A 22,756-nucleotide genomic window follows, 5' to 3' on the forward strand; every position below is an offset into this window, starting at 1 on the left:
GGACATGTTTTCAAAAAAGCCATTGGCTTTAGTGATCGGCGCAGCATTAGCTTCACCAGCAGTATTGGCAGAAGCAGTAAAAACTGACGAGCATATGGTTGTTGAAGGTCGTGATTACGGTTATAAAGCCGACACGAATACAACAGCAATGCGCATGGAGGCGACTCAATTAGAGACTCCAGGACAAGTTACGATTATCAGTGAACAAATCATTGATGAGCAACGCGCAAGCACGCTTGGCGAAGTATTAAAAAATGATGCGTCAATTTCAGCGGGTTCTAAATCAACAAACCGTGAGCGCTTCAACCTACGTGGTTTCTCTCTAGGAAGCAGTTCTGGTTACTTGCGCGATGGCGTTCAGCACTGGTCTCATTACCGTCAACCGGTAGAACTACTAGAACGTGTTGAAGTACTAAAAGGTCCTGCAGGTTTGCTCTACGGTAAATCAGCACCTGGTGGCCTTGTTAACATGGTTGCTAAGAAGCCTACGTATGAAACTCAAGTTAGCGTAAGCCAAGACATTGGTTCTGACAGCTACACACGTACTACCGCTGATGTAAGCGGTTCATTGAACGATGATCAAACTCTACGTGCTCGTCTTATTGTTTCACAAGAAAACCAAGACTCTTACCGCACACGTTTTGACGGCACAGATGTAGAGACTGACCGCTTTGTTGGTGGCCTATTTGTTGATTACGATATCAACGAAGATGTGATGCTATCTGCGCATTACGACCGTACTCAAGAGTTGGGTGATCTAGATAACGGCTCAAAGATTGATACGAAAACAGGTAAAGCGATTACCCCAAATACGGTTAATGACCAACGCTTCGCACAAACAGACAACGACGTAGCAAACTACGGTGTGGCTGTTACAGCAAACTTGAGCGATACATGGGCAGTTAAATCGGGTATCAGTCGTCAGTTTTACGAACGTCGCCGTACTGAATCAGATAACGTTATTGATTCAAAGAAAGACAGAAAAACCAAGAAAACACTAGGTTATGGTTACAAAATGTCAGACCGTCATGATGAGTGGACGTTTGATACGGCTTACGTGGATTTTACTGGTGATGTTGATGCATTTGGTGTGAATCACCGTCTGTTGGTGGGTGCAAATGGGTTGCACTACGATTACAAGCGCCTGTACGTATCAGACTATGCTTGTTTTAACGCTTCAGAAGCAGACACAATGAAAGAGTGTGGCAAAGGCTTTGATATGCCTGCAGACATTCACTATAACAACGATGATTCAGTATCACACTCGAAGAGCCAACACTACGGTCTATATCTTCAAGATTTAGTGACGTTCAATGAGCAGTGGCAAGCACTTGCTGGTGTTCGTTTCGCTTACGATGATACGACGAGCAGTTCTGGTAAAGAAGAGAGCTACAATAACATCCTACCTAAGTTCGGTGCGATTTACTCTCCGGCGCCAAACGGTTCTATTTACGCGGTTTACTCTGAAAGTTTTGAACCTGTAAGTGAGATTTCTGATAAAGATGATGTGAACTTCGGCCAGTCTCAAGATGCGAAGAAAGGTACACTTTATGAGCTAGGCTCAAAGTGGGAACTGTTTGATGAGCGTTTATTCGTATCAGGAGCAGTATTCCAGATCACACAAACGAACATGCAAGTTACAGAAGACCTTCCTGCATCTCATGCAAAAGATACTCGTACTACACAGGTGGGTGAGCAAGTTCACACTGGTGTGGAGCTAGCTGCGACGGGCTACGTGACGGATGTGTTCTCTGTAAGTGCATCAACAATGTTCTTAGATGCTGAATATAAGAATGACCCTGCTCTTAATGGTAAAACACCAGCAGACGTTCCTGAATTTACTGCAAGCATCTGGTCTACTTACGCATTCAACAACGGTACTGATGTAAACCTAGGTGTGTATCACGTAGGTGAGCGTTACACTGAAAGTGCTAACACGTTTAAGAAAGACGCTTACACTCGTGTAGATGCTGGTGTTGCACATACGATTAAGTACGATGAAAACTTAGACTTTGTTGCACGCTTTAATGTAGAGAACTTATTCGATACAGATTACCTAGAAGGTGGCAGCACTCGCGGCGTTGTTGTTGGCGAAGGTCGTAACTACATGGCTACGTTACAGGTAAAATACTAATTTGTTAGTAGGGTACTATTGGTAGCTTAAATATTAAGGGGAAGGTTTCGACTTTCCCCTTTCTTGATTCTGCTATTTAGTAAAAATACCCCTAGCAATGCGAGTGGTTTTTAATGATAATGAGACTGCTTATCAATAAAACTCATTTGTTCTTCTTCTAAAGTAAATGACTACAATTATGAATCTTTTAAAAACTAGCCTAGCACTTGCCATCAGTTTGGTTGCAACGTCATCGATGGCAAACAGCTTGGATCAAGCTCAATCAATTCAAAACAAGACCAATAACGCGTCGGCTTCGAGCCAAAAGGTTATTGATAAAAGCTCACAAGCAACATTATTGCTGCAAGCTGAGGTTGAGCGTCTACAAGAAGAAGTGAAAAATTTAGAAATCTATCACGATCATCTTGCCGCATTGGTTAAGAGCCAAGATCAAGAAGCGCAGAGTATTGAAGGGCAGATCGACGAAATCAAACTAACACGTCAAGGTGTTGTGCCTTTAATGTACAAGATGCTCGATGGTCTCCAGGAAGTTATTGAAAGCGATCTACCTTTCAAGACAAATAGCCGTCTGCGTCGCGTTGAAAAGCTGAAAGCGATGATGACTCGTGCTGATGTCAGTGATGCTGAAAAATATCGCCGTATTTTAGAGGCGTACCAAATTGAAGTGGATTACGGTATTAAGCTAAGTTCTTATTCAAGCCGTGTCGAGTTAAGTCAAGATAAAGTGCTTGAAGTTGATATTTTGCATCTTGGCCGCATTTCACTGGTCGCTCGTAACTTAAATGGTACTCAATATTGGTCTTGGGACCAAAATAGTGCTCAATGGCAAGAGTTGGATTCTTCCATGAAATCTGAGTTGGACAAAGCGTACGATATTGCTAATAAACAAGCATCTCCAAGCTTAATCACATTACCTGTTTCTTTAACTGTTGCGGAGGTTAAGTAATGAACTTAAAGCCATTAGCAGCATTGCTTTGCATTACGTCAATTTCATTTTCTGCTTTCTCTGCATCAGACACGACAGCTCAGCTTGTTAACAAAGCAAAATCAGAGAGTCGCACGCAAGCGTCTCATAACGTAATTCGTGAAGCTGACTTTAAAAAGACAGAACAACAACTCAAAGCGATCAAAGCACAGCTTGAAGCTAAACGTAGCTCTATTCAAGGTGCGACCGATGTTCTGACTCAGACATTCAGTGATAACGAAAACAAGCTTGCTCGTTTAGAAGAGAAACTGCGTTTAGAAACAGGTAGCTTAGGTGAGTTGTTTGGCGTTGTAAGACAAAATGCAAAAGACCTTGAACATGAGCTTACGGATACAGTAACTAACGTAGATCGCGCAGCGCATACAGAAACTGTTTATCAAATCGTGGACGCAAAATCATTACCGTCAATGCCCCAGTTAACAGGTCTTTGGTTGAGCATGATGGAGCAAATTCAAGCAAGTTCAGAGATAAGCAAGTCGACAGTTTCACTAGTTAATAGTGAAGGGGTTACTGAAAAGGCAGAAGCTTATCGACTGGGTTCTATTGGCTTAGTTGCTGAGTCAGGTTACGTATGGTGGGATGCTAGACATCAAGATGCGATTGTTTACTTGAAGCAGCCTTCACAAGGTCCAACACTGGCGTCGCTTTCTACTTTAGCTAATGGCGAAGTGTCTAACGTGGTCGTCGATCCCTCTCGTGGATTCATGCTAGAACAATTAGCTTTGGAACCAAGCCTAGTTGATCGTCTGCAAGCAGGTGGCCTAGTTGGTAAAGTTATTCTTGGCTTGTTGGCAATTGGCTTAATCATCGCATTGGTTCGTGGTATTTCTTTGGCTATCGCTCGTCAGAAGATTCGCGCTCAACTTAAAAAACCTGAACAAGCGGGAGACAACCCTCTGGGTCGTGTTCTTGCGGTTTACAGCAAAGAGAAAAATCAAACAGTAGAAGCATTAGAACTGCGACTTTTAGAAGCGGTAGTGGATGAACAAACTCACCTAGAGAAAGGTTTATCAATGCTGAAGCTTCTAGCTGCTCTAGCACCAATGCTTGGCTTGCTAGGTACCGTAACCGGCATGATAGAAACATTCCAAGTGATCACACAGTTTGGCAATGGCGACCCTAAAGTGATGGCGGGTGGTATTTCGATGGCGCTTGTAACAACGGTACTTGGTCTTGTTGCTGCAATGCCACTACTACTGGCACATAACATTCTTAGCACTCAATCAGAGAACATTCGCAATATTCTTGAGAAACAAGGGATTGGCCTTGTTGCTGAACAGGCAGAAAAGACGGTTGAATCAAAACCTGTTGTTTCACCAGTTGGGACTGCTGCGTAATGGATATTTTGTCGGGTTCTCTATTACCAGCAAGTTGGTTAACGAGTGACTGGCTGCTGTCTTTATCAAGCTTTATGGAGCAGGGCGGTTTCGTCCTGTGGTGGCTAGCCGCTGTTGTCCTAGTGTATTGGGTGCTTGTGGTAGAACGCGTGCTTTATCTTGCGTTCTATTTTCCAAAGCAACGCCAAGCTTGGATTGCAAAGTGGCATGAAAGAGAAGATCACTCTTCTTGGCATGCTAAAGCCATTCGTGAAGGTTGGTTAGGCCAAGCGAGTATCTTACTTAACCAAAACTTGAATTTTATTAAGCTGTTAGTTGCTATTTGTCCGATGTTGGGTTTGCTCGGTACCGTAACCGGTATGATCTCCGTTTTTGATGTCATGGCGACTCAAGGAAGCAGTGATCCTAAATTGATGGCCTCAGGTATCTCGTTGGCAACGCTGCCAACGATGGCGGGTATGGTTGCTGCATTAGCTGGCATGTTTGTTCACGCTCGCTTAGCGAAAGTCTGTAACCGCTTAGAATTGAAATTAGAAAAATCTTTAAGGAGTCAACGATGAGACTCGGTCGACGTCATTCTAAAAACGAAGAGGCTCAAATAGACCTTACTTCGATGCTTGATATCGTATTCATCATGCTTATTTTCTTCATTGTGACGAGTTCATTTGTTCGTGAATCTGGTGTTGAAGTAAATCGCCCGCAAGCTTCAAATGTAGTGAGCCAAAAAGATGCAGGTATCTTTGTCGCGATTACTTCTGCGAATGACATCTTCATAGACAAACGTGTTGTGGATGTTGAACGTGTTCAAGCGACGTTAGAACACTTGTTGCTAGAACAGCCTGATGCTTCTTTGGTTATTCAGGCTGACGAGCACGCTTATAACGGTACGGTTGTTAAAGTGATGGACGCTGCCAAAGGTGCGGGTGTTAAAAATATTGCGCTTGCAGCTGAAAAGCGATGATCTGGGAGGATCTTAATCAATGATTCGCCTATTTCTTGCATTACCTTTAGCGGGAGCGTTGGGTTTAGCACTATTTTCTTTCATGGCTTGGATGGTCGATAATGGACACCAACGTTCGCCAGACAACAGTGAGACGTTAAGTTTCAACATGGTGATGGTTGAACAAGAACAAGAAGTACAGAGAAGACAACGTGCAGTCCCGGAACAACCCGAAATGCCAGAGCCGCCACCGCAAGCGCAAACGTCTCAGTCGCAAGCTGAAGTAACGCCTCTGAATTCAATGTCTTCACTGTCTTCACTGGATTTGAATACTTCAATTGAAGGCCTAGCGATTAACGCTCCAACATTTTCTGATTTTGGGTCAAATCAACAGGTAATGCCGCTTTATCGAGTTGAACCTCGTTATCCAGCAAAAGCGCTCAAGCGTGGCGCTGAAGGGTATGTCATTTTGTCTTTTACAATCGATGAAACAGGACGTTCTGTTGATATTCAAGTTACGGATGCAAATCCACGTCGTATGTTTGAACGTGAAGCGATAAGAGCACTTAAAAAATGGAAGTATCAACCCAAAGTCGTCGATGGAAAAGCGGTAGCTCAGGTTGGTCAAACCGTGAAACTAGAGTTTAAGTTGGCAAAATGATGAAACAGATATGGATATTAGTGGGCTTGTTGATAATGCCCCTTACAGTACCGGCAAAAGAGCTAACCCAATACACCGTTATTCGTGTTCAAAAGGCGAATAAACTTGCTCAAGAGGAGCACGTTAAACAGGCGATTGAGGTTTTGGCTAGTTTAGAGTTATCTAAAGGCTATGACAAAGCCTATGTCGCTCGCATGCTTGGTGTGTTTTACTGGCAAGATGGTAAAACAGAGACGGCAATCAAGCAGCTTACTTATGCAGTGGATAGTGGCTTATTGGTCGATGAGCAAGCTTGGGTAACGAAACGTATGTTAGCTGATTTGCTGCTTAGCGAGCAGCATTTTAAAGCGGCATTACCACACTATTATGAGCTCGTTAAAACAGCACCGGAAACTGAAAAGAAAGACACGCTATGGATGCGAATTGCTCAAGCTGAATACCAAATTGAAAACTGGACGAAAGTACTGGCGGCTATAGGTAATCATAACAAGTTTAATTCAAAACCACAGTTGTCGCCTCTCTCGTTAAAGCTGGGTGCTCAACTACAGTTAAAACAATGGAAGCAATCAATTCCTACGTTAGAAAGTTTAGTTGAACTTCAACCCGAAAAAGACAACTGGTGGCGTCAACTGGTCGGGATTCAGTTAAGACTAGAGCGTAGCCGAGATGCGTTGAATACCTTAGCGCTTGCTGAGCTACAAGGTGTTGAACTGAATAATTCAGACCGTAGGCTACTTGCTCAACTGTACGCGAAACGAGGCATCCCTGAGCGCGCTGCGCAAGAAATCAGCAAGTTAGATGACGCAAACAGCGATGTTCAACTTCTGGCTGAGCAAGCAACCTACTGGCAGCTAGCGAAAGAGTGGGACAATGCTATTGAAGTGTGGACGTTAGCGTCGAACATGAACACTCGATACCATTGGAATGTTGCTCAATTATTGGTTCAGCAAGGTTACTACAAGCGAGCTCTGGTTGTTTTAGACAAAGTGAAAGACAAGAACAAGCAAGCTGACGTTGCATTAGCGAAAGTACGTTCATGGTATAAGTTGAAGAACTTAGATAATGCTCTCGCTCAAGCTAAGCGCGCGAACAACATTGAACCGTCTTCTGAGGCTAAAGGGTGGATCAAATATTTGACCCAGCTGAGAACGGTCAGCGAAAGTGGAAACGCCTAATCACATATAGTTAGAAGCTAGAAAGCAGAGTACTAAATAAGACAGTGAAAGGGTGTCATTTGAATGTTCAAATGACACCCTTTTTTTGTATTCAATAGACTTAAACCTTAAACCTTGGTGCTTGAGCGGTGCGGTTGTTTGACTGAGGTAAGAATAATACCAATCACAGTAAGTAAGTGATCATAAATAGCGCAGGAAAAATGCTTGAGAACAAGGCGGAAATTTTCGATAAGTAGTTATTCTACAATCAAAATTTCTAACGATGTTATCGAGTGTTTTAACCAGCTAGGATGAACAGTTATTTACTACGATTGGTATAAAGATAAAGAGAATTCTAGTTAAAGGCTGCACATCTCGCCACTGTGTGATCCCGCAATGATCACTCCGCTTTGGTCTACAATCCAGTTAATGGTGCAGTCACGATAGGGGTTTTTGAAAGAATGTTGTATTTCACCATGCTCGAGTGAGGTTTGAGTTTCCACCCAAGCAAATGTGCGTGACTCCCAAAATGTAACGGCTTGAGAGTGGGGCGTTAAATACAACGTTTGAGCATCGGCAATATTGGAACCGATGTAACTCTCGACATGTTCGTCAGTACTAACAATCTGGCTAGTACAAGCCGTTACCAATACAGCCAAAGCTACAATAATACGCATTTCTAAATCCTTTTAAACTTGCATGGTTATGTCTGTTTTATAGTCAATAAGCTTAAACCACTCTTGAGCTAATCGTCATGCCAATGCCCTTGATAGTGATCTCTGTTCTAAATAGCTTCAACTTCCTTTCTTAAATGCACGGAACTCCGACTAAACAGGGCCATTTTATAAGCTCTAGAGCTCAGGATATCTACGTTTCCCACTTATATTGCCGCGATTCTTATATGTATACAGTTCGATTGTTCTTCAGTAGATGTTATGTGAATTTCCTTGCGACGCGCGAGAAACGTAAACAATGTAAATTGAATGCCAATACGAATTATTATCAACTAAATTATCGCCATAAAATCTATAGGTACTGGTTTGTATGTCGTTAAAAAGTAGGGCAGTTCAATCATGGGCTCGTCGACTTCATGTTTACATTTCTATGGCGCTGCTGTTTGTTGTTCTTTTCTTTTCAGTGACAGGCATCACCCTTAATCGCCCTGAGCTATTTGAATCCAGCCAACCCAATATCCAACACTCTACGCTAACGCTTCCCACGAGTTTGTTTACGATTCAAGACGGTCGACTGAAAGCCGACGAGTCTGCTTTTGAAACGTTTTTGTTTGAAGAAGCAAACCTATCTGGCGTTCCTTCGGGGTTAGACATCTACGCAGAGATTGAAGACGGTGAGTTGCTCATCGGTGAAGTGTCTATGGACTTCAAAGGACCTGGCTACAACGCTTCTGTGTTTGTTGATGTGACTTCTGAAATGGTGGAAGTCGAAACAACGAATTATGGCGTTATTGCATTGTTGAATGACCTACACAAAGGGCGTAATAGCGGTGAAGTGTGGAAGTGGTTTATCGATATCACTGCGCTGCTGATGATCTTCTTTGTACTGACTGGCGTGTGCTTACTGTTACCTAAGAAAAAAACACTCAATACCTCTATTAAATGGACGGTATTTGGGTCTGCAATTTCACTTGCTATCTATTTTGTCGCCGTACCGTAACCCGCGATCCGATCCATGAGGCGGTGTGAAGGTGAATTAAAGGCGCAACGGATTTGAAAGGTTGTTAAACATGAAAAAAATGAATTGGAGCAAATCGCTCCTTGCTTTGTCTCTTTTACCAAGCTTAGGCATGGCTGAGGTGCTTCCTGACACAGCAAAGCTCGATGTGCATTTCGAGTTACCAAGAATTGAGGCTTCTCCATACAAGCGCCCTTACGTAGCGATATGGGTAGAGAACAGTGAAAGAAAGTCAGTTAAAACGATCGAGCTTTGGGTCGGCCAAGATGAATGGCTTAAAGATTTACGAAGTTGGTGGCGAAAAGTCGGACGTTACGACCGCGAACTCGTTGATGCCGTGACTTCCGCAACACGTCCTGTTGGTCAATATCGTTTTGCTTGGGATGGCAAAAATGATGCCGGTCAATCGTTAGAGCAAGGTGAATACACGGTTCATATTGAAGTTGTACGTGAACATGGTGGCCGAAACTATCTTCGCCAAAAAGCAGCACTCACTGACAAAAATGCTTCTTACCAATTAGAACCAACGGAAGAAACCGGTCAGATTACGCTCAACTATATCGTTAAGTAGTAGATAAAGAAGCGATAAATAATGGTAGCCATCGTAGACGCTCATTGAGTGACACGATTAAAAATTACAAATAATGGAATTGAACATGATGAAACAGACAAAAATAAAGGCGCTTGCTCTTGCAGGTGTAATGGCGTTCGGTCTAGCAGCAACGACGACAGCACAAGCTCACCCTCGTTGGGTTTTGCCTTCTCATTTCACCGTTTCTAAAGAAGGTGGTGACTGGTTAACATTTGATGTGACGGCATCCCACGGTACGTTTGTTTTTGATAAGCCAGCAGGAAGTGATAAAGCATTCGTTATCATGCCTGATGGCCGTAACGAGCGTCCTAACTTCGTTGTAAAAGGCAAGCGTCGCTCAATGTTTGATTTCTATTTTGAGGAAGAAGGTACACACAAAGTAGCAATCAACAACGAACCAACGTACTGGACACAGTACAAAGCGGGTCGTCGTGACACAGTAAAATGGATTAAAGCGACTAAAGCTGAGCGTGATGCCTTATTACCTGAAAAATCACGTGACGTGGTAACTCAAGTTGGTTTCACTCGCGCAGAAAGTTACATCACAGTAGGCAAGCCAACGGATTCAGTTTTCAAAATTGAAGGCAAGCTTCTTGAAATGAAGCCTGTTACACACCCTTCAGACATCGTTGAAGGCGAACCGGTGACATTCCAATTCTTCTACAACGGTGAAATCCAGAAAGACGTGAAAGCGGAAATTACTCGTGAAGGTACGCTTTACCGCAATCACCAAGAGCAGATTGATGTAGTGAGCGATGAAAACGGTGAAATCACGTTTACTCCAGACGTAGCGGGTCGTTACGTAATGAAAGCGAACTACAAAGGTGAGTTGGTTGACAACCCACTGGCAGACAAAGCAAGTACGAATGTGCACCTGACATTCGAAGCATTGCTTCAATAGTCGGTTTTATCGGGAGAAAGCTCCTGATTATTAGATAAAAAAGACAAGGGCTCATTAGAGCCCTTTAACGGTCAGTATACCACTGAAAATTTGTAACGTGGCGAGGGTACGAACGATGAAAATAACAATAAAAGCAAACACCATAATTGCTCCGTGCTTAGCTCTGGGGCTTGGTTTAGCGGCATTACCTGCGCAAGCACACTTTCCATTGATGAGCTGTTGGTTTGAAGGCAAAACGGTTGCCTGTGAGGCGGGTTACTCTGATGGTAGTAAAGCGATAGATTACGCAGTCGCGATGTACGACTACGAAGATAACTTGATAGCGAAAGAGATGACGGATAAACGCTCTATTGTCGAATTTCCAAACCCAAACTCTGAGTTTTACCTTGTGTTTGATTCAGGTCACGAGTTTCCTGTTGAAGTCGACGTTGTAGAGATCAAAGAAAAATGATGATTCAAAGTGTACGCGCTGACACAGGCGGAAGAGAGGGCAAGTGGGTTGGCCTAATCATTATATTCATCCTTTGTTTTGCGACGGTTGCTATTCCGTTTAATCAAGCAGAATCTCATATCGAAGTGACCCTTGATCACCAAGTCTTAGTGACTGATGTTGAGCAAGAAAACTTGGCGATGCTGTCAGAACTCCGTTTGGCTCATGAAGAGATTCGAGATCTTCGCATGGACTTAGACGGCGAATGGCCAAGCGTTGTGTCGCTGAAAGACGAATGGGTCGCGCCTTTTGTTGAAGACCAGAGTTGGAAGCGCAAAGGTTCTCATACTTGGTTATTGGACGAGCGTGGTTATTACTTCTCTACGCCAAGTGAATACGCTACACCAAGCGAACAAGCTACGCCAAACACTCATGGCTTCGCGGACTCCTTTGTTTTGAACGCGAACAGTGTTTCTCCGGAAATCTGGATTTTCTTTGGTGGTGTCGCAAGCCAACCTACTCAATTTGATGAAAACACATTGGAATCCGCAGGCTGGAAATTGGTGGTGAATGAGTCAGAAGTTGCTGATCAGCATGAAGCTTCTTCACATTAATCCCGGACTCTCGAAAAACAAAATGCTGACTAATAATAAGAGATTTACTATGCGATTCATGACTCTATTGATGTCGTTAATGGCGGTGTTATCGACACCCAATGCATTGGCAAAAGAATACACAGTCGACAGCGATAAGTTGACGATAGGTATTACCCTACAGCCTTACTATAGCTACGTAAAAGCAGTGGTAGGTGACAAAGTGAACATCCTTCCTTTGGTTGATGCTGGCTTTAACCCGCATAACTACTTACCACAACCAAATGACTTGAAGCGATTGAGCCAGATGGATGCAATCGTGGTAAACGGTATTGGCCACGATGACTTCGCACTAAAAGTCATTTCAGCTGCGCAACGTGATGATTTAATGGTCATCGAAGCGAACAAAGAAGTACCTCTACTTCCTGCATTAGGCCAGTCTGTTGGCCAAGGCGCGGTGAACCCACATACGTTTGTTGGACTTTCTACAACAATCCAAAAGGTTTACACCATCGCGAGCGAAGTTTCTAAGCTCGACCCAGACAACGCTACGTTTTATCGCAAGAACGCACGTAAATACGCCAAGCAATTTCGCTTTATGAAGCGCGATGCGATGTTGTCACTAGGCGAACTCGACACATCAGGTATGAAAGTAGCGACTACGCACAATGCTTATGGCTATATCCTTCAAGAGTTTGGTGTGGATGTTGCGGCGGTGATTGAGCCTGCACACGGTGTTGAACCAAGTGCGAGCCAACTGCAAGATACGATCGAGAAAATCCGCGCATCAGGCATTGATGTTCTGTTCTACGAGCTAAACATGCCAAACCGCTTTGTTGACACGATTGAAGCAGAAACAGGCGTTCAGCTTTATCGTTTCTCTCACATGACGCACGGTGAGTATCAAGACGATAAGGTAGAAGTTGAGATGAAGAAGAACTTAGAAACGTTAATCGAAGCCATGAAATTTGCTGCGGCTAACCAGACTAAAAGCGGGAAGGCGTAATGCAAGGTCCATCGATTTCAATTAACCAACTCGGTCTGCAATACGACAACAACGTGATTCTTGATGATATCACGCTAGATCTTAAAGCGGGTGAGTGCCATGTGATCATGGGGCCAAACGGCGGTGGCAAAACCTCTTTGCTACGTTCAGTTCTTGGTTTGACGCCTTTCTCTGGTCAAATCAACATTCATTGGCCACAAAAGCCAAGCATTGGTTACGTTCCTCAAAAAGCGACCTTCGAATCGAGTTTACCTCTGACGGTAATGGATTTCGTCCTGCTTAACCAAACTCGAATTCCGCTGTTTTGGCGTCGTAAGTCTAAGCAATTGGATCTCGCACTCGCACAATTGGATCGTGTGGGAATGGCGACTCGTAGCGACCGCCGTATGGGTCAATTGTCGGGTGGCGAGCAGCAACGTGTGTTGTTTGCTCAAGCCTTATTGGATAACCCAAGCCTATTGGTGTTGGATGAACCTACGACTGGCATGGATGAGCAGGGCGTTCGTTATTTAGAATCGCTAGTTCGTGAATGCGTTAATGAAGGGCGTACCATTCTTGCTGTTCACCATGATGTAACCGCAGTACGTCGTCTTGAAGCGAATGTACATGTTGTGAATCGATTCTTGGTGGATAGTGGTCCACATGAACAAGTACTACACCCGACTAAAATCGAGAGTCTGTTTCAGCATTATAGCAGTGGATCTGTCATCACCAAATCGAAGGAGGTTGCGTAATGGAGTGGTTACGACAACTTGCCATTAGTGGCGTTGAAGCGGGTTGGTTATCAGACAGCTTCATGTATGCGTTTATGGTGAATGCACTGGTTGCTGCGTTGTTATTGGGCCCGTTATTAGGTGGCCTTGGTACTTTGGTCATTGCAAAGCGTCTGGCATTCTTTTCTGAAGCGGTAGGTCACGCCGCATTAACCGGTATTGCCATTGGTGTTTTGCTTGGTGAGCCACCAGAAAATCCAATTATTGGTCTGTTTAGTTTCTGTATGATCTTTGCTTTGCTTCTTCATTTTGTAAGAAACAGAACCAATGTGCCATACGATACTTTAGTCGGCGTTTTCCTTGCGCTCGCTTTAGCGGTCGGCGCGGCATTGTTGATGTACGTGGCACGTAAGATCAACATTCACATGCTTGAGAATGTGCTGTTTGGTTCGATTCTGACGGTAACAGATCAAGACTTAGCGATTCTTGCAGGCAGCTGCGCGCTCATCATTTTGCTCTTGATACCGACGTTCAACCGTATTCTTCTCACTTGTATTAGCCCGGATATTGCCAAGGTGCGTGGCTATAACACCAGCTTCTATGACTACCTGTTTGTGATGATGATTACTTTGGTGACGATTGCCGCGGTGAAGATCGTGGGTGCCGTTTTGGTTGGCGCGTTATTACTGATTCCGGGTGCGACGGCACGATTGTTGACTAAACGCATGGGGAGCTTTGTTTTGCTTTCTGCGTTGCTGGCAACCATCGCGTGTTTAGTCGGAACGGTATTACCGATGGAACTTAAACTGCCAGTGCCGTCAGGCGCTTCAATCATCATCGTTTCTGCAACGTTTTTCCTAGCAGCAACGCTATACCGAATTATAAGAAAGGCTTAACCATGACTCCTTTAATGAATCGTATTTCAAGCTCAGTAAAAACAGCGGCTCAAGTGGGTGTACTTGGTAGTGTGTTAATGGCTGGATCTGTGGTGTCACTGAACGCTAATGCAGAGGATATCCTAACCAGTACACCTGTGACTTATGCTTTGGCGACAGAGCTAACCAAAGGCACCGACATTACGACCGAATACCTACCACCAAAACGCTACGGTATTGATCGCTTACCTAACTGGTTTGGCACTAAGGGTGAAAGCAAGGTGCTTAAGTCAGGAGAGAAGGCGACCGTTGCGTTAACGCTGTCATCTATTTGGCAAGCGGATCCTACATTTGTATACGCAAGGCAAGGCAACATCCGCTTGGTTGAGGTGGATGCCGCTCAAGCGATTACACCGCGCGCGCAAGGTGTCGCCGCGTTGACGCTATCGAGTGGTGAAGTGTCTAAGTATGCTTGGTTAAATCCAACCAATCTAACGCGAATGGCCGCTATCGTGGCTGACGACTTTAAGTTATTGTGGCCAGCGCAAGCAGAGACGATTGATCGTAATTTGCAGCGTGTGATGCTTGATGTTCGTGAACTGATTAACAAGCAACAAGCGGTATTATTGGATAACGATGTAGATTCAGTATTGTTGCTTTCAGAAAGCTTGGAAGATTTTGCTTCTGGCAGCCAACTGTTTGTTGAAGAACGTATGTTCAAAGCTGAACTGGAATGGACAGAGCAAGATAAAGCGAAGCTCAAAGCGATGTTTTCAGAAGACGATGCGCTATGGTTAGTGACAGCGAAAAAGCCGACGACTTTGATTAAGTCATTGGTGCCTAATGAGCGAATTCTTGTTGTTGACTCGGTAGACCGCTGGGGAAGAGCAGGGATTAATGCAAAAGCGCCGTTCGCACGCTGGGAAGTTAAACCATTTAAAGGTTAATTGAATCGCTAAGTCGCTAGGTTAATACGGTAGGATCAAAAAAGCAGCCTAAATAGAGGCTGCTTTTTTTGTTCTTGTCTACAGGCTCTGATCTGAGCGCTGAGCAAGAGTATCTCGTGAGTCAAAAGCTTACTCTGCAGCTTTTTTTTCTTTAGTTTCAATACCAGCTTCTTCTGCTTCAACCGTTGTCTCTACTGAACCCTCAGCTTGCTCTAGAGCGGCTTTCGCTTGCTCTTCAGCTTCCATTTTTGCGCGATCAGCTTTAGAAATATAGCGAGGCTTGTTGCTACCATGCAGTTTAGAATTCGCCTGTTTCTGTCTTTTCTTTAGAATTTGATTGATTTTTTTCTTACGGTTCATTGCTGCATAGCCTTGTATTTAGTTTATGCGGTGGAGGATAATCATTTTAGATCTAGAACTCAACCTGTACGGTCTCTCATTAGGTAATTAATCATGTTCCAACATAACAACATTCTACAAGGCGAACTCGCAACGGAGTACAAAACCGTTATTGCGATGGTGCACATCTACTGTAAAGATCACCACGGTGCGGTTCGTCAGAATAACGCGTTATGTGAAGAGTGTGAGCAACTGTTGCGTTATGCAGAGACACGACTTGATAGATGCCCTTATGGCGAAGCAAAGCCGACCTGTAACAAGTGTCCGATTCATTGTTATAAGCCTGATCCTAAAGAGCAGATGCGTTTAGTGATGCGCTATGCAGGGCCAAGAATGCTACTTAAGCATCCGATTTTAGCGATCAGGCATTTGATTCATGAGAAACGTAAAGTGCCAGAGAAGCCACTGCCGAATGTGTCTAATCGCCATATCCGAATGAACAAGAAGTAACTGGTGCTTTAAATTGGTCGCAGAAGAAACGAAAAAGGTCTGATTGCTCAGACCTTTTGTGTTTCTGCTAACTGCCTTATCAGAAGGCAGTCTTGTAGAAAGAATACTTTATGTATAAAGCTACACCGCTTGAGGCTCTTCGTAGGTAACCGTCAGGTTATTGATCCAGCGTCGGCTCAAATAACGGTGCGAGCATATTGCCAGTTTCACCACTTCTTCAACCAACATCAGACCATAGATGTATTTGAAGTCCCATCCAGCGACAAACGCGCCATAAACACACACTGGAATGCCCACCATCCACATCGCGATGAAATCCATGCGAAGGCAGAAAGCGTTATCACCACCAGCACGAATAATACCGTTAATGATCACCATGTTGAGCATACGAATCACCACTGCAAAACACATGATCATCATTGCTGGCGAAGCAAGCGGGTACAATGCATCTGTGGAAAGGTTTAACCATGATAGTACATGCTCTTTACCCATAAACAGTAGCAAGCCAACGACAGCGCCAAAGCCAACGACGGCTTTAATGAATGTTAGACCCATGCTCATAGCATCATCAAATTCATCACGGCCCAGCGAATGGCCAAGCAATACTGAACACGCTACGGAGATACCAAAGAAGATCGAGTAACACAGCGATTCGAACGGCGCGAGCATCGAGAACACCGCAAGCTCTGTTGTGCCCATGTGACCGAAGATCATTTGGTACGCCATGGTACCCATTGCCCACAACACGGCATTCATCGTTAGCGGCAACGCAATACGACGGTAAGAAAGCCACAGTGATGGACGGTGTGGTGAGCTTGGGGTGGTTAGCAGCCAGTGTTTACGCACACGCATGTAGCTATACATTAAGCCCACTTGAATCAATCGCGCTAAGGTTGTCGCCAATGCAGCACCTGCAACGCCCATTGCTGGAATGCCGAAAGCCCCTTTAATTAGAACGAAGTTAAGCGCAATGTTGAGTGCAATAGTAATACCACCTAACAATAGTGGAGTTACGGTGTCACCTGATGAGCGCATGCTTGCTTCTACCACTACAACAATGTGAGTTAGAAGTAGAACAGGGAACCCATACCATAGATAAGTCGCTCCAAGCTCAATCACGGTTTGATCGCTAGTTTGCAACATCATTAAAAACTGAGAACCAAGAGTGATGATTGCTGTAACAGGCAGCAGAACTTTTAAACCAAACACCATCGCGATGGATGATACTGTTCGTGCGCTTTTTCGGTCATTCTTTCCCCAGTATTGAGCGACTAATGTACCGTTTGCTGAGGCCAACCCTGCCATAATCATAATAGCAACGAAGTGCCATTTTGATGCAATTCCCACAGCGGCTGCAGCTTCCATACCAAAATCACTGACCATCAAGACGTCAGCAAGGGCAAGAATAGCAACCAGCGCACTTTGCAAAGCAACAGGCAAACCAAGTTTAACGATACGAGGTAATATGCTCTCTGGCTTGTTATTCATAGATGAGTTAGGGTTGATGTTAGTTGTCATAAGCTCTCCGATTTATGGCAGAACTATAGTGATTTGAGTGAAGTAACAACATGTTTAAAAAACAACAAAACCTGTGCGAATCCGTCATTGATACCATGGAGCCTAAATCAACGTGGCAAGATGATGTTTTTCTCGCGGAACATTGCAAAGAACGTTTTTTGACCGTTGAAGATATCCCAGAGATGAAAAGCTTTGGTGTCTATATGGGCGGTATGGCAAAACTATACGATGGTTATTGGGTTGAGCGAGAATCCGTTAATGTTCATACGTTGATTTTCACTATGGAAGGCGGCGGCATTCTAACAACCACGACATCAGTACAAGCGATTACACCGTATACGCTGGTGGTTCTTCCTGCCGGAACCCCATTTCGTTTTGAACTCGACCCGCAATATAACTATTGGAAAATGGCGTGGATGTTGACCCCCGATACTAAGCAGTGGCAGCACATAGCAAGTTTAGGTCAGGGGATTGTGCCTTTTGGAGAGTGTGAGCAGATCTGGTCACTAATGAACTTGGTTTACTTTGAGATAGGGGGCCGAGCCAGTTACCGTAAGTTACTCTTGAGTGAAATAGTCCGAACGTTGACGGGGTTTGAACCCAAATCAACAAGCACCACTGCTCGTGTTCAAGCGCTCTATAATGAGATTGAAAGTAGTCTGCATCAACCATGGACAGTAGCTGGTATGGCTCAAAGGGTGTTTATCAGCGAAGAGCAGCTTAATCGAGTTACCAAAACGCTCTTCGACTTATCACCACGCAGCAAGTTGATTCAACTAAGAATGGATAAAGCGACCAGCTTGTTAAAATACCAAGATTGGTCGGTATCGATGATTGCCAACCGTTTGGGTTACAAAGATCCTTATAACTTCTCACATCGCTTTAAAAAGCATTTTGGTTTATCTCCAAGCCAATACCGTAAAAGCCATCGACTTACCGGGTAGTGCTGGTTGTCCACTAAAAATTCGTTTCTTAGAACAATTCCACAAGATCAATTTTGCAGTAAATGTACGGTATTAAGTGATCTATCAAATTAGTATTTTTGTACCATTCGATAATATTGGAAATATCTTAAAAGACAACTGCTTATGAAACGTGAGGAATCCATACAAAAAATAGCGGATCACGTAGACGATTTTAAACTTCCGTCTAAGTGGGTTCTAAATAAAAAAGAGTTTCAATCTGATACGAGGATCGTCCGAAAGCAGGAGTGTGGCTCGATAATAGGGACGCTTTCAGAGCCTCATCGTAAGGTTCTTTTTTACTTGTATCAAAATAAAGGACATGTAATCAGTAAGCGAGTTTTGAAGCGTGTAGGTTGGTCGGGTAAAGCCGTGACATCTGCTTCAGTATTGGTTGCTATCTACGAGATAAGAAGGATCTTAGACTGTCGTTGTATAAAAACGGTTTCTAACGAAGGTTATGTACTGGAGGATTAATTTCCCTTTATTGATATCCTGTTCATATATTAATAATAAAAATTTAATCTCTTTACCGTATACGCTGCTTTCATTATCTTCGATTTTAAACGTCCACTTATAAGCGACGTTATACAAAAATGACTGAATTTAACTTTGTTGCTGGCTATATCGTAAGGGAACTGTATAAAAATGGACGCCTATCCTGTAATAGATACTCACCACTCTGAACACAACGTAATACTTGAACTCAACGGAAAAATAGTTGAACTCGACACCAAACTTATTCGCAATGTTGAAAATGGCTATGTTCTCGCTACCATGCCTTTAGCGTATCGTAAGATCATTCTGTTTATGAATCAAAACCGAGGGAAATTGTTCAGTGTCGGGCAATTGAAGAAGATTGGCTGGGAGAATGGGTCAGTCACTAACTCGTCAGTGATTGTTGCGATATCTGAGATCAGATCACTATTCGGGGATGGCCTAATCATTACCATTACTGGTGAAGGCTACATATTTCAGCCTTAACCTGAAGAACACCTCTATTTCTAGTATTGATGCTTTTGTCGACTTTTGCTCAGAAGTCATCAAACAAAAAGAGCTCTTCGTTAGACGGAAAGTCATAACTAAGAGCTCTAGAGGTAACTATCCTACCTGAGGAGGATAGTTGTCATTCGAACTTACTCGCCTGCAATCTGTAGAGGAGAGCGTTTTAAGCTAGCAATCAACATGTAGATCGTTGTAGCGAGTAGAGACGCGAACAGGTAAGTGAATAATCCCGCTTGTGAATCCATAAAGCTATCTGCAACCAATGGTCCTGCGACTGAACCGATGCTGTAACACAACAACATAACCTGAGTCACTGAGACCAAGTAGCTCGGGTCTAAGTTACGACAACCCAAGTTAATCGCGATTGGGTAAAGTGCAAAAGTCGCCATACCTAACACAAACAAGCTCATACCAAGAACATAAAAATCATGGTTAATCGTTAGTACACCAATGCTTGCAACCCCTAGTAAGCAGAACAGCGCCATCAATAACACTTGTCCTATGTGATGAGATAACCATGTCACCATTGGTTGAACGGCCATACCACCCATAATCACTAACGCCATCAAACCGCCAATATCTTGATGTGCGATGTTGCGTTGAGCAAGCTCAACAGGCATCAGCCCGTAAATAGATCCAAGTGTTAATCCAGATACAATACAGCCAATCAAAGCGCTGTGGCTCAGTTTGCTGATTTGCTTTAATGATAAAGACTGCGCATCGTGAATTTGTGGTGCTGTCGCTTGTCCGTACATCAACACAATGATTGCACCAAACAACAAGGTGAACATTGCAATGAAAGGTACGCCACCTGTAATACCAAGGTAACCGATGCCGAGTTGGCCAACGGCAGAGCCGCCGTATAGCGAACACATGTAAACGCCTAAGCGTTTCGCGCGCTGAGATTCGTCACCGCTCATTAACCAAGACTCTACAATCACGAAGATACCTGCAACCGCTACACCAGCGACAAAGCGGGCCAATAACCATACCGCTTGATGTGGGATGAGTGGTAATACGAGGATCGTTGCGATAAAAATAGCCAGAGCGATAACAAACGCATCTCTGTGACCAACACGTGCAATCGCACGTTCAATCAATAACGTACCGGTTAAAAGCCCTGCATAGAATGCACTCGCCAACCAACTCGATAGATTTTTGTCTAAGCCATACTCAGACAACATTAATGGTAATGAACTCATTAAATAGCCTGAAGCGATCGCGTAAAAAGACAATGCAATAACCGGAACAGTTATGCGAGTTGTTGGTTGGATGTTGTCCAATGCAGGAGCCTCTAAATAGTGAAAGAAACGATGAATTTTCCGCGACTATGGAGGAGAAATTGAATTGGGTAAAACGAATAAAAATGGTCGTTAAGATAAAGGAAATTTATCGAGATCTTGAGCTAAAATACCATAGCGGAATTTACGATTTGGCGAGATTTTATGCGGACGAAAAGCCATTAGGATTATGTTTATGATGGTTTGAAAGCGATACAATCATCCGCGTAGGTCACCCGTGATGGTTGTTGTTCATCACGATAATTCAAGCGAAGAAAGTTAAGCTCATTGGTGCTTCATGAACATACGTAACGTCGTAGAGCAGGCCAGAGAGGAATGGTGTTGTGTTCAACTTGATGATTACAAATACCTGCGTAAAATGTTCATTCGTATGGTGTTATCAATCACGGCAATAGCGTAAACGAGAGTTACACCCAATGGAGATAGGCAAATGGATAGTTATGATTTTATTGTTGTTGGCGGGGGCTCGGCAGGATGTGTAATGGCTGCAAGGCTGTCTGAAGATCCCAATGTCACGGTTTGCCTATTGGAAGCAGGTGGTAAAGACACAAGCCCATTAATCCATACACCCGTAGGTATAGCCGCGATGATGCCAACTAAGCTAAACAACTGGGCCTTTGAGACCGTTGAACAGCCGGGTTTGAATGGTCGTAAAGGTTATCAACCAAGAGGTAAGACACTTGGTGGGTCTAGCTCTATCAATGCCATGATGTACGCACGTGGACACCGTTCCGACTACGATACATGGGAAAGCTTGGGTAATGCAGGTTGGAACTATGATTCGTGTTTGCCTTACTTTAAGAAAGCGGAAAATAACGAAGTCCACCAAGATGAGTTTCACGGTCAAGGTGGTCCTCTGAACGTGGCTAACCTTCGATCGCCAAGTCCGATGTTGGAACGTTACTTAACGGCGTGTGAGTCGATAGGGGTTCCCCGTAATGAAGACATCAACGGTGCTGCTCAGTTTGGGGCGATGCCGACGCAGGTAACCCAGTTGAATGGCGAACGGTGCAGTGCTGCCAAGGCTTACTTAACGCCAAACCTTTCGAGACCAAATCTTACGGTCGTGACCAAAGCAACCACACATAAAGTTTTGTTCGAAGGTAAGAAAGCGGTCGGAGTCGAATATGGCTTTAACGGACAGCGTTATCAGATCCAATGTAACAAAGAGGTGATTCTATCTGCTGGTGCATTTGGTTCTCCCCAGTTGTTATTACTGTCTGGTGTCGGTGCTAAAGACGATTTGGAGGCGCATGACATCGAGCAGGTTCATGAGTTGCCTGGAGTGGGCAAGAACCTCCAAGACCATATCGACTTGGTGCATTCGTACAAGTGCAGTGAAAAGCGTGAAACTTTTGGTATCTCGCTACAAATGGCCTCTGAAATGACCAAAGCTCTGCCGCTATGGCACAAAGAACGCCGTGGCAAGATGAGCAGTAATTTTGCAGAGGGGATAGGTTTTCTTTGTTCCGAAGATCATATCGCGGTGCCGGATTTAGAGTTTGTATTTGTGGTCGCTGTTGTCGATGACCATGCAAGAAAAATCCATACCAGTCATGGTTTTACGTCTCATGTCACCTTGTTGCGTCCGAAAAGCAACGGCAGCGTAACGCTCAATAGTAATGATCCTTATGATCCGCCTAAGATCGATCCTGCGTTTTTCAGTCATCCTGAAGATATGGAGATAATGATTAAGGGCTGGAAGAAGCAGTATCAAATGTTAGAGAGTTCGGCGTTTGACGACATCCGTGGTAATGCTTTCTACCCAGTAGACGCCAGTGATGACGAGGCTATCGAGCAAGATATTCGCAACCGTGCAGACACTCAGTATCACCCAGTCGGGACCTGTAAAATGGGCCCTAACAGTGATTCATTAGCCGTGGTAGATAACAATCTGAAAGTCTATGGGTTGAATAACTTAAGAGTTATTGATGCTTCTGTGATGCCGACATTGATTGGGGCAAACACAAACGCGCCAACCATTATGATTGCCGAAAAAGTCGCAGATCAAATCAAAAAGGAATACAGACTAGGTAAGCAAGAGTCTAGTATTCGAGCGAAAGGCGAAGCTGTGGTTTAATTCAAGAAGTTAAGTGATAACCATAAATAAAACAGTAGGTTAGATAGTCTTTGTTTGATAAGACTCTCTAACCTATTTTTG

Annotated in this window: 27 protein-coding genes; 23 read left to right on the forward strand and 4 right to left on the reverse strand. The window is 43.9% G+C overall.

Translation table 11 applies throughout. From position 1 onward, the window contains the following. The first annotated feature begins 4 nt into the window (after nt 1–4). The 7 genes from ACED28_RS07865 to ACED28_RS07895 all read left to right on the forward strand — a co-directional run bounded on the left by ACED28_RS07865 (nt 5) and on the right by ACED28_RS07895 (nt 7,232). Nucleotides 5–2,134, forward strand: a complete 2,130-nt coding sequence (locus tag ACED28_RS07865) for a TonB-dependent siderophore receptor (protein ID WP_371709602.1) — start codon at nt 5–7, stop codon at nt 2,132–2,134. Nucleotides 2,135–2,312: 178 nt separating this feature from the next. Beyond that, on the forward strand, nt 2,313–3,080 hold the full coding sequence (locus ACED28_RS07870; protein WP_371709603.1) for a DUF3450 domain-containing protein: 768 nt from the start codon (nt 2,313–2,315) through the stop codon (nt 3,078–3,080). Beyond that, nucleotides 3,080–4,456 (forward strand): MotA/TolQ/ExbB proton channel family protein, encoded by a 1,377-nt coding sequence (locus ACED28_RS07875; RefSeq protein ID WP_371709604.1) that lies wholly within the window; start codon nt 3,080–3,082, stop codon nt 4,454–4,456. Before ACED28_RS07870 ends, ACED28_RS07875 begins: the two co-directional genes overlap by 1 nt. Continuing rightward, the gene (locus ACED28_RS07880) at nt 4,456–5,016 is read left to right on the forward strand and encodes a MotA/TolQ/ExbB proton channel family protein (protein WP_010429842.1); all 561 of its coding nucleotides are present in this window, start codon (nt 4,456–4,458) and stop codon (nt 5,014–5,016) included. Before ACED28_RS07875 ends, ACED28_RS07880 begins: the two co-directional genes overlap by 1 nt. Next, nucleotides 5,013–5,417 carry a biopolymer transporter ExbD gene (locus tag ACED28_RS07885; protein ID WP_004731145.1) on the forward strand — a complete coding sequence of 135 codons (405 nt, stop codon included), beginning with the start codon at nt 5,013–5,015 and terminating at the stop codon, nt 5,415–5,417. The genes ACED28_RS07880 and ACED28_RS07885 overlap by 4 nt, the downstream gene beginning before the upstream one ends. A 19-nt stretch (nt 5,418–5,436) precedes the next feature. Beyond that, nucleotides 5,437–6,057: an energy transducer TonB gene (locus tag ACED28_RS07890; protein ID WP_009845405.1), complete on the forward strand. Its 621-nt coding sequence runs from the start codon at nt 5,437–5,439 to the stop codon at nt 6,055–6,057. Next, nucleotides 6,054–7,232 carry a tetratricopeptide repeat protein gene (locus ACED28_RS07895; RefSeq protein WP_371709605.1) on the forward strand — a complete coding sequence of 393 codons (1,179 nt, stop codon included), beginning with the start codon at nt 6,054–6,056 and terminating at the stop codon, nt 7,230–7,232. The genes ACED28_RS07890 and ACED28_RS07895 overlap by 4 nt, the downstream gene beginning before the upstream one ends. Nucleotides 7,233–7,570: 338 nt before the next feature. Here ACED28_RS07895 and ACED28_RS07900 read toward each other — a convergent pair whose 3' ends face one another. Then, complete coding sequence (locus ACED28_RS07900) at nt 7,571–7,888, reverse strand: hypothetical protein (protein ID WP_371709606.1); 318 nt, start codon at nt 7,886–7,888, stop codon at nt 7,571–7,573. A gap of 367 nt (nt 7,889–8,255) precedes the next feature. On the opposite strand from ACED28_RS07900, the gene ACED28_RS07905 reads away from it, so the two are divergent. The 9 genes from ACED28_RS07905 (at nt 8,256) to ACED28_RS07945 (ending at nt 14,960) form a co-directional block, all read left to right on the forward strand. Beyond that, nucleotides 8,256–8,885, forward strand: coding sequence for a PepSY-associated TM helix domain-containing protein (locus ACED28_RS07905; RefSeq protein WP_102249612.1), 630 nt, complete (start codon nt 8,256–8,258; stop codon nt 8,883–8,885). A 70-nt stretch (nt 8,886–8,955) separates the two neighbouring features. Continuing rightward, nucleotides 8,956–9,474, forward strand: coding sequence for a DUF2271 domain-containing protein (locus ACED28_RS07910; protein WP_371709607.1), 519 nt, complete (start codon nt 8,956–8,958; stop codon nt 9,472–9,474). 85 nt (nt 9,475–9,559) lie between these two features. Next, nucleotides 9,560–10,396: a DUF4198 domain-containing protein gene (locus ACED28_RS07915; protein WP_017102108.1), complete on the forward strand. Its 837-nt coding sequence runs from the start codon at nt 9,560–9,562 to the stop codon at nt 10,394–10,396. Between the two features lie 115 nt (nt 10,397–10,511). Beyond that, nucleotides 10,512–10,847, forward strand: coding sequence for a hypothetical protein (locus tag ACED28_RS07920; RefSeq protein WP_012600589.1), 336 nt, complete (start codon nt 10,512–10,514; stop codon nt 10,845–10,847). Beyond that, nucleotides 10,844–11,440 carry a DUF6162 family protein gene (locus ACED28_RS07925; protein WP_371702088.1) on the forward strand — a complete coding sequence of 199 codons (597 nt, stop codon included), beginning with the start codon at nt 10,844–10,846 and terminating at the stop codon, nt 11,438–11,440. Before ACED28_RS07920 ends, ACED28_RS07925 begins: the two co-directional genes overlap by 4 nt. Nucleotides 11,441–11,489: 49 nt before the next feature. Then, a complete protein-coding gene (locus ACED28_RS07930) occupies nt 11,490–12,425 on the forward strand; it encodes a metal ABC transporter solute-binding protein, Zn/Mn family (RefSeq protein WP_269336403.1) in 936 nt (311 codons plus the stop codon). After that, the gene (locus ACED28_RS07935; RefSeq protein ID WP_371709608.1) at nt 12,425–13,159 is read left to right on the forward strand and encodes a metal ABC transporter ATP-binding protein; all 735 of its coding nucleotides are present in this window, start codon (nt 12,425–12,427) and stop codon (nt 13,157–13,159) included. The genes ACED28_RS07930 and ACED28_RS07935 overlap by 1 nt, the downstream gene beginning before the upstream one ends. Beyond that, complete coding sequence (locus ACED28_RS07940) at nt 13,159–14,034, forward strand: metal ABC transporter permease (protein WP_012600593.1); 876 nt, start codon at nt 13,159–13,161, stop codon at nt 14,032–14,034. Before ACED28_RS07935 ends, ACED28_RS07940 begins: the two co-directional genes overlap by 1 nt. A 2-nt stretch (nt 14,035–14,036) precedes the next feature. Further along, the gene (locus tag ACED28_RS07945) at nt 14,037–14,960 is read left to right on the forward strand and encodes an ABC transporter substrate-binding protein (protein ID WP_371702084.1); all 924 of its coding nucleotides are present in this window, start codon (nt 14,037–14,039) and stop codon (nt 14,958–14,960) included. 129 nt (nt 14,961–15,089) lie between these two features. On the opposite strand, the gene ACED28_RS07950 is transcribed toward ACED28_RS07945, so the two are convergent. Beyond that, entirely contained in the window at nt 15,090–15,320 is a 231-nt protein-coding gene (locus ACED28_RS07950; RefSeq protein ID WP_009845393.1) for a DUF2986 domain-containing protein, read from the reverse strand. A 93-nt stretch (nt 15,321–15,413) separates the two neighbouring features. Here ACED28_RS07950 and ACED28_RS07955 point away from each other — a divergent pair, with 93 nt between their 5' ends. Beyond that, a complete protein-coding gene (locus ACED28_RS07955; protein ID WP_065680040.1) occupies nt 15,414–15,809 on the forward strand; it encodes a nitrous oxide-stimulated promoter family protein in 396 nt (131 codons plus the stop codon). A 120-nt stretch (nt 15,810–15,929) separates the two neighbouring features. Here ACED28_RS07955 and ACED28_RS07960 read toward each other — a convergent pair whose 3' ends face one another. Beyond that, nucleotides 15,930–17,327 (reverse strand): MATE family efflux transporter, encoded by a 1,398-nt coding sequence (locus tag ACED28_RS07960; protein WP_102582289.1) that lies wholly within the window; start codon nt 17,325–17,327, stop codon nt 15,930–15,932. Nucleotides 17,328–17,377: 50 nt separating this feature from the next. On the opposite strand from ACED28_RS07960, the gene ACED28_RS07965 reads away from it, so the two are divergent. The 3 genes from ACED28_RS07965 (at nt 17,378) to ACED28_RS07975 (ending at nt 19,273) form a co-directional block, all read left to right on the forward strand. After that, nucleotides 17,378–18,271 carry a helix-turn-helix domain-containing protein gene (locus tag ACED28_RS07965; protein WP_017097624.1) on the forward strand — a complete coding sequence of 298 codons (894 nt, stop codon included), beginning with the start codon at nt 17,378–17,380 and terminating at the stop codon, nt 18,269–18,271. Nucleotides 18,272–18,415: 144 nt separating this feature from the next. Then, a complete protein-coding gene (locus ACED28_RS07970) occupies nt 18,416–18,766 on the forward strand; it encodes a winged helix-turn-helix domain-containing protein (RefSeq protein WP_102257999.1) in 351 nt (116 codons plus the stop codon). A gap of 171 nt (nt 18,767–18,937) precedes the next feature. After that, nucleotides 18,938–19,273 (forward strand): winged helix-turn-helix domain-containing protein, encoded by a 336-nt coding sequence (locus ACED28_RS07975; protein ID WP_012600601.1) that lies wholly within the window; start codon nt 18,938–18,940, stop codon nt 19,271–19,273. Between the two features lie 152 nt (nt 19,274–19,425). Here ACED28_RS07975 and ACED28_RS07980 read toward each other — a convergent pair whose 3' ends face one another. After that, nucleotides 19,426–20,577 (reverse strand): MFS transporter, encoded by a 1,152-nt coding sequence (locus ACED28_RS07980; RefSeq protein ID WP_017102114.1) that lies wholly within the window; start codon nt 20,575–20,577, stop codon nt 19,426–19,428. Between ACED28_RS07980 and ACED28_RS07985 the strand changes: the two genes are divergently transcribed. The 3 genes from ACED28_RS07985 to ACED28_RS07995 all read left to right on the forward strand — a co-directional run bounded on the left by ACED28_RS07985 (nt 20,577) and on the right by ACED28_RS07995 (nt 22,675). Further along, nucleotides 20,577–20,774 carry a hypothetical protein gene (locus tag ACED28_RS07985; RefSeq protein ID WP_371709609.1) on the forward strand — a complete coding sequence of 66 codons (198 nt, stop codon included), beginning with the start codon at nt 20,577–20,579 and terminating at the stop codon, nt 20,772–20,774. The two genes, ACED28_RS07980 and ACED28_RS07985, sit on opposite strands and share 1 nt — an antisense overlap. 98 nt (nt 20,775–20,872) lie before the next feature. Beyond that, nucleotides 20,873–20,995 (forward strand): hypothetical protein, encoded by a 123-nt coding sequence (locus ACED28_RS07990; RefSeq protein ID WP_261879051.1) that lies wholly within the window; start codon nt 20,873–20,875, stop codon nt 20,993–20,995. 30 nt (nt 20,996–21,025) lie between these two features. Further along, nucleotides 21,026–22,675 (forward strand): GMC family oxidoreductase, encoded by a 1,650-nt coding sequence (locus tag ACED28_RS07995; RefSeq protein ID WP_009845386.1) that lies wholly within the window; start codon nt 21,026–21,028, stop codon nt 22,673–22,675. Nucleotides 22,676–22,756 lie beyond the last annotated feature (81 nt).

This window comes from Vibrio sp. 1F253 (assembly GCF_041439295.1).
Lineage (GTDB): Bacteria > Pseudomonadota > Gammaproteobacteria > Enterobacterales > Vibrionaceae > Vibrio > Vibrio tasmaniensis_A.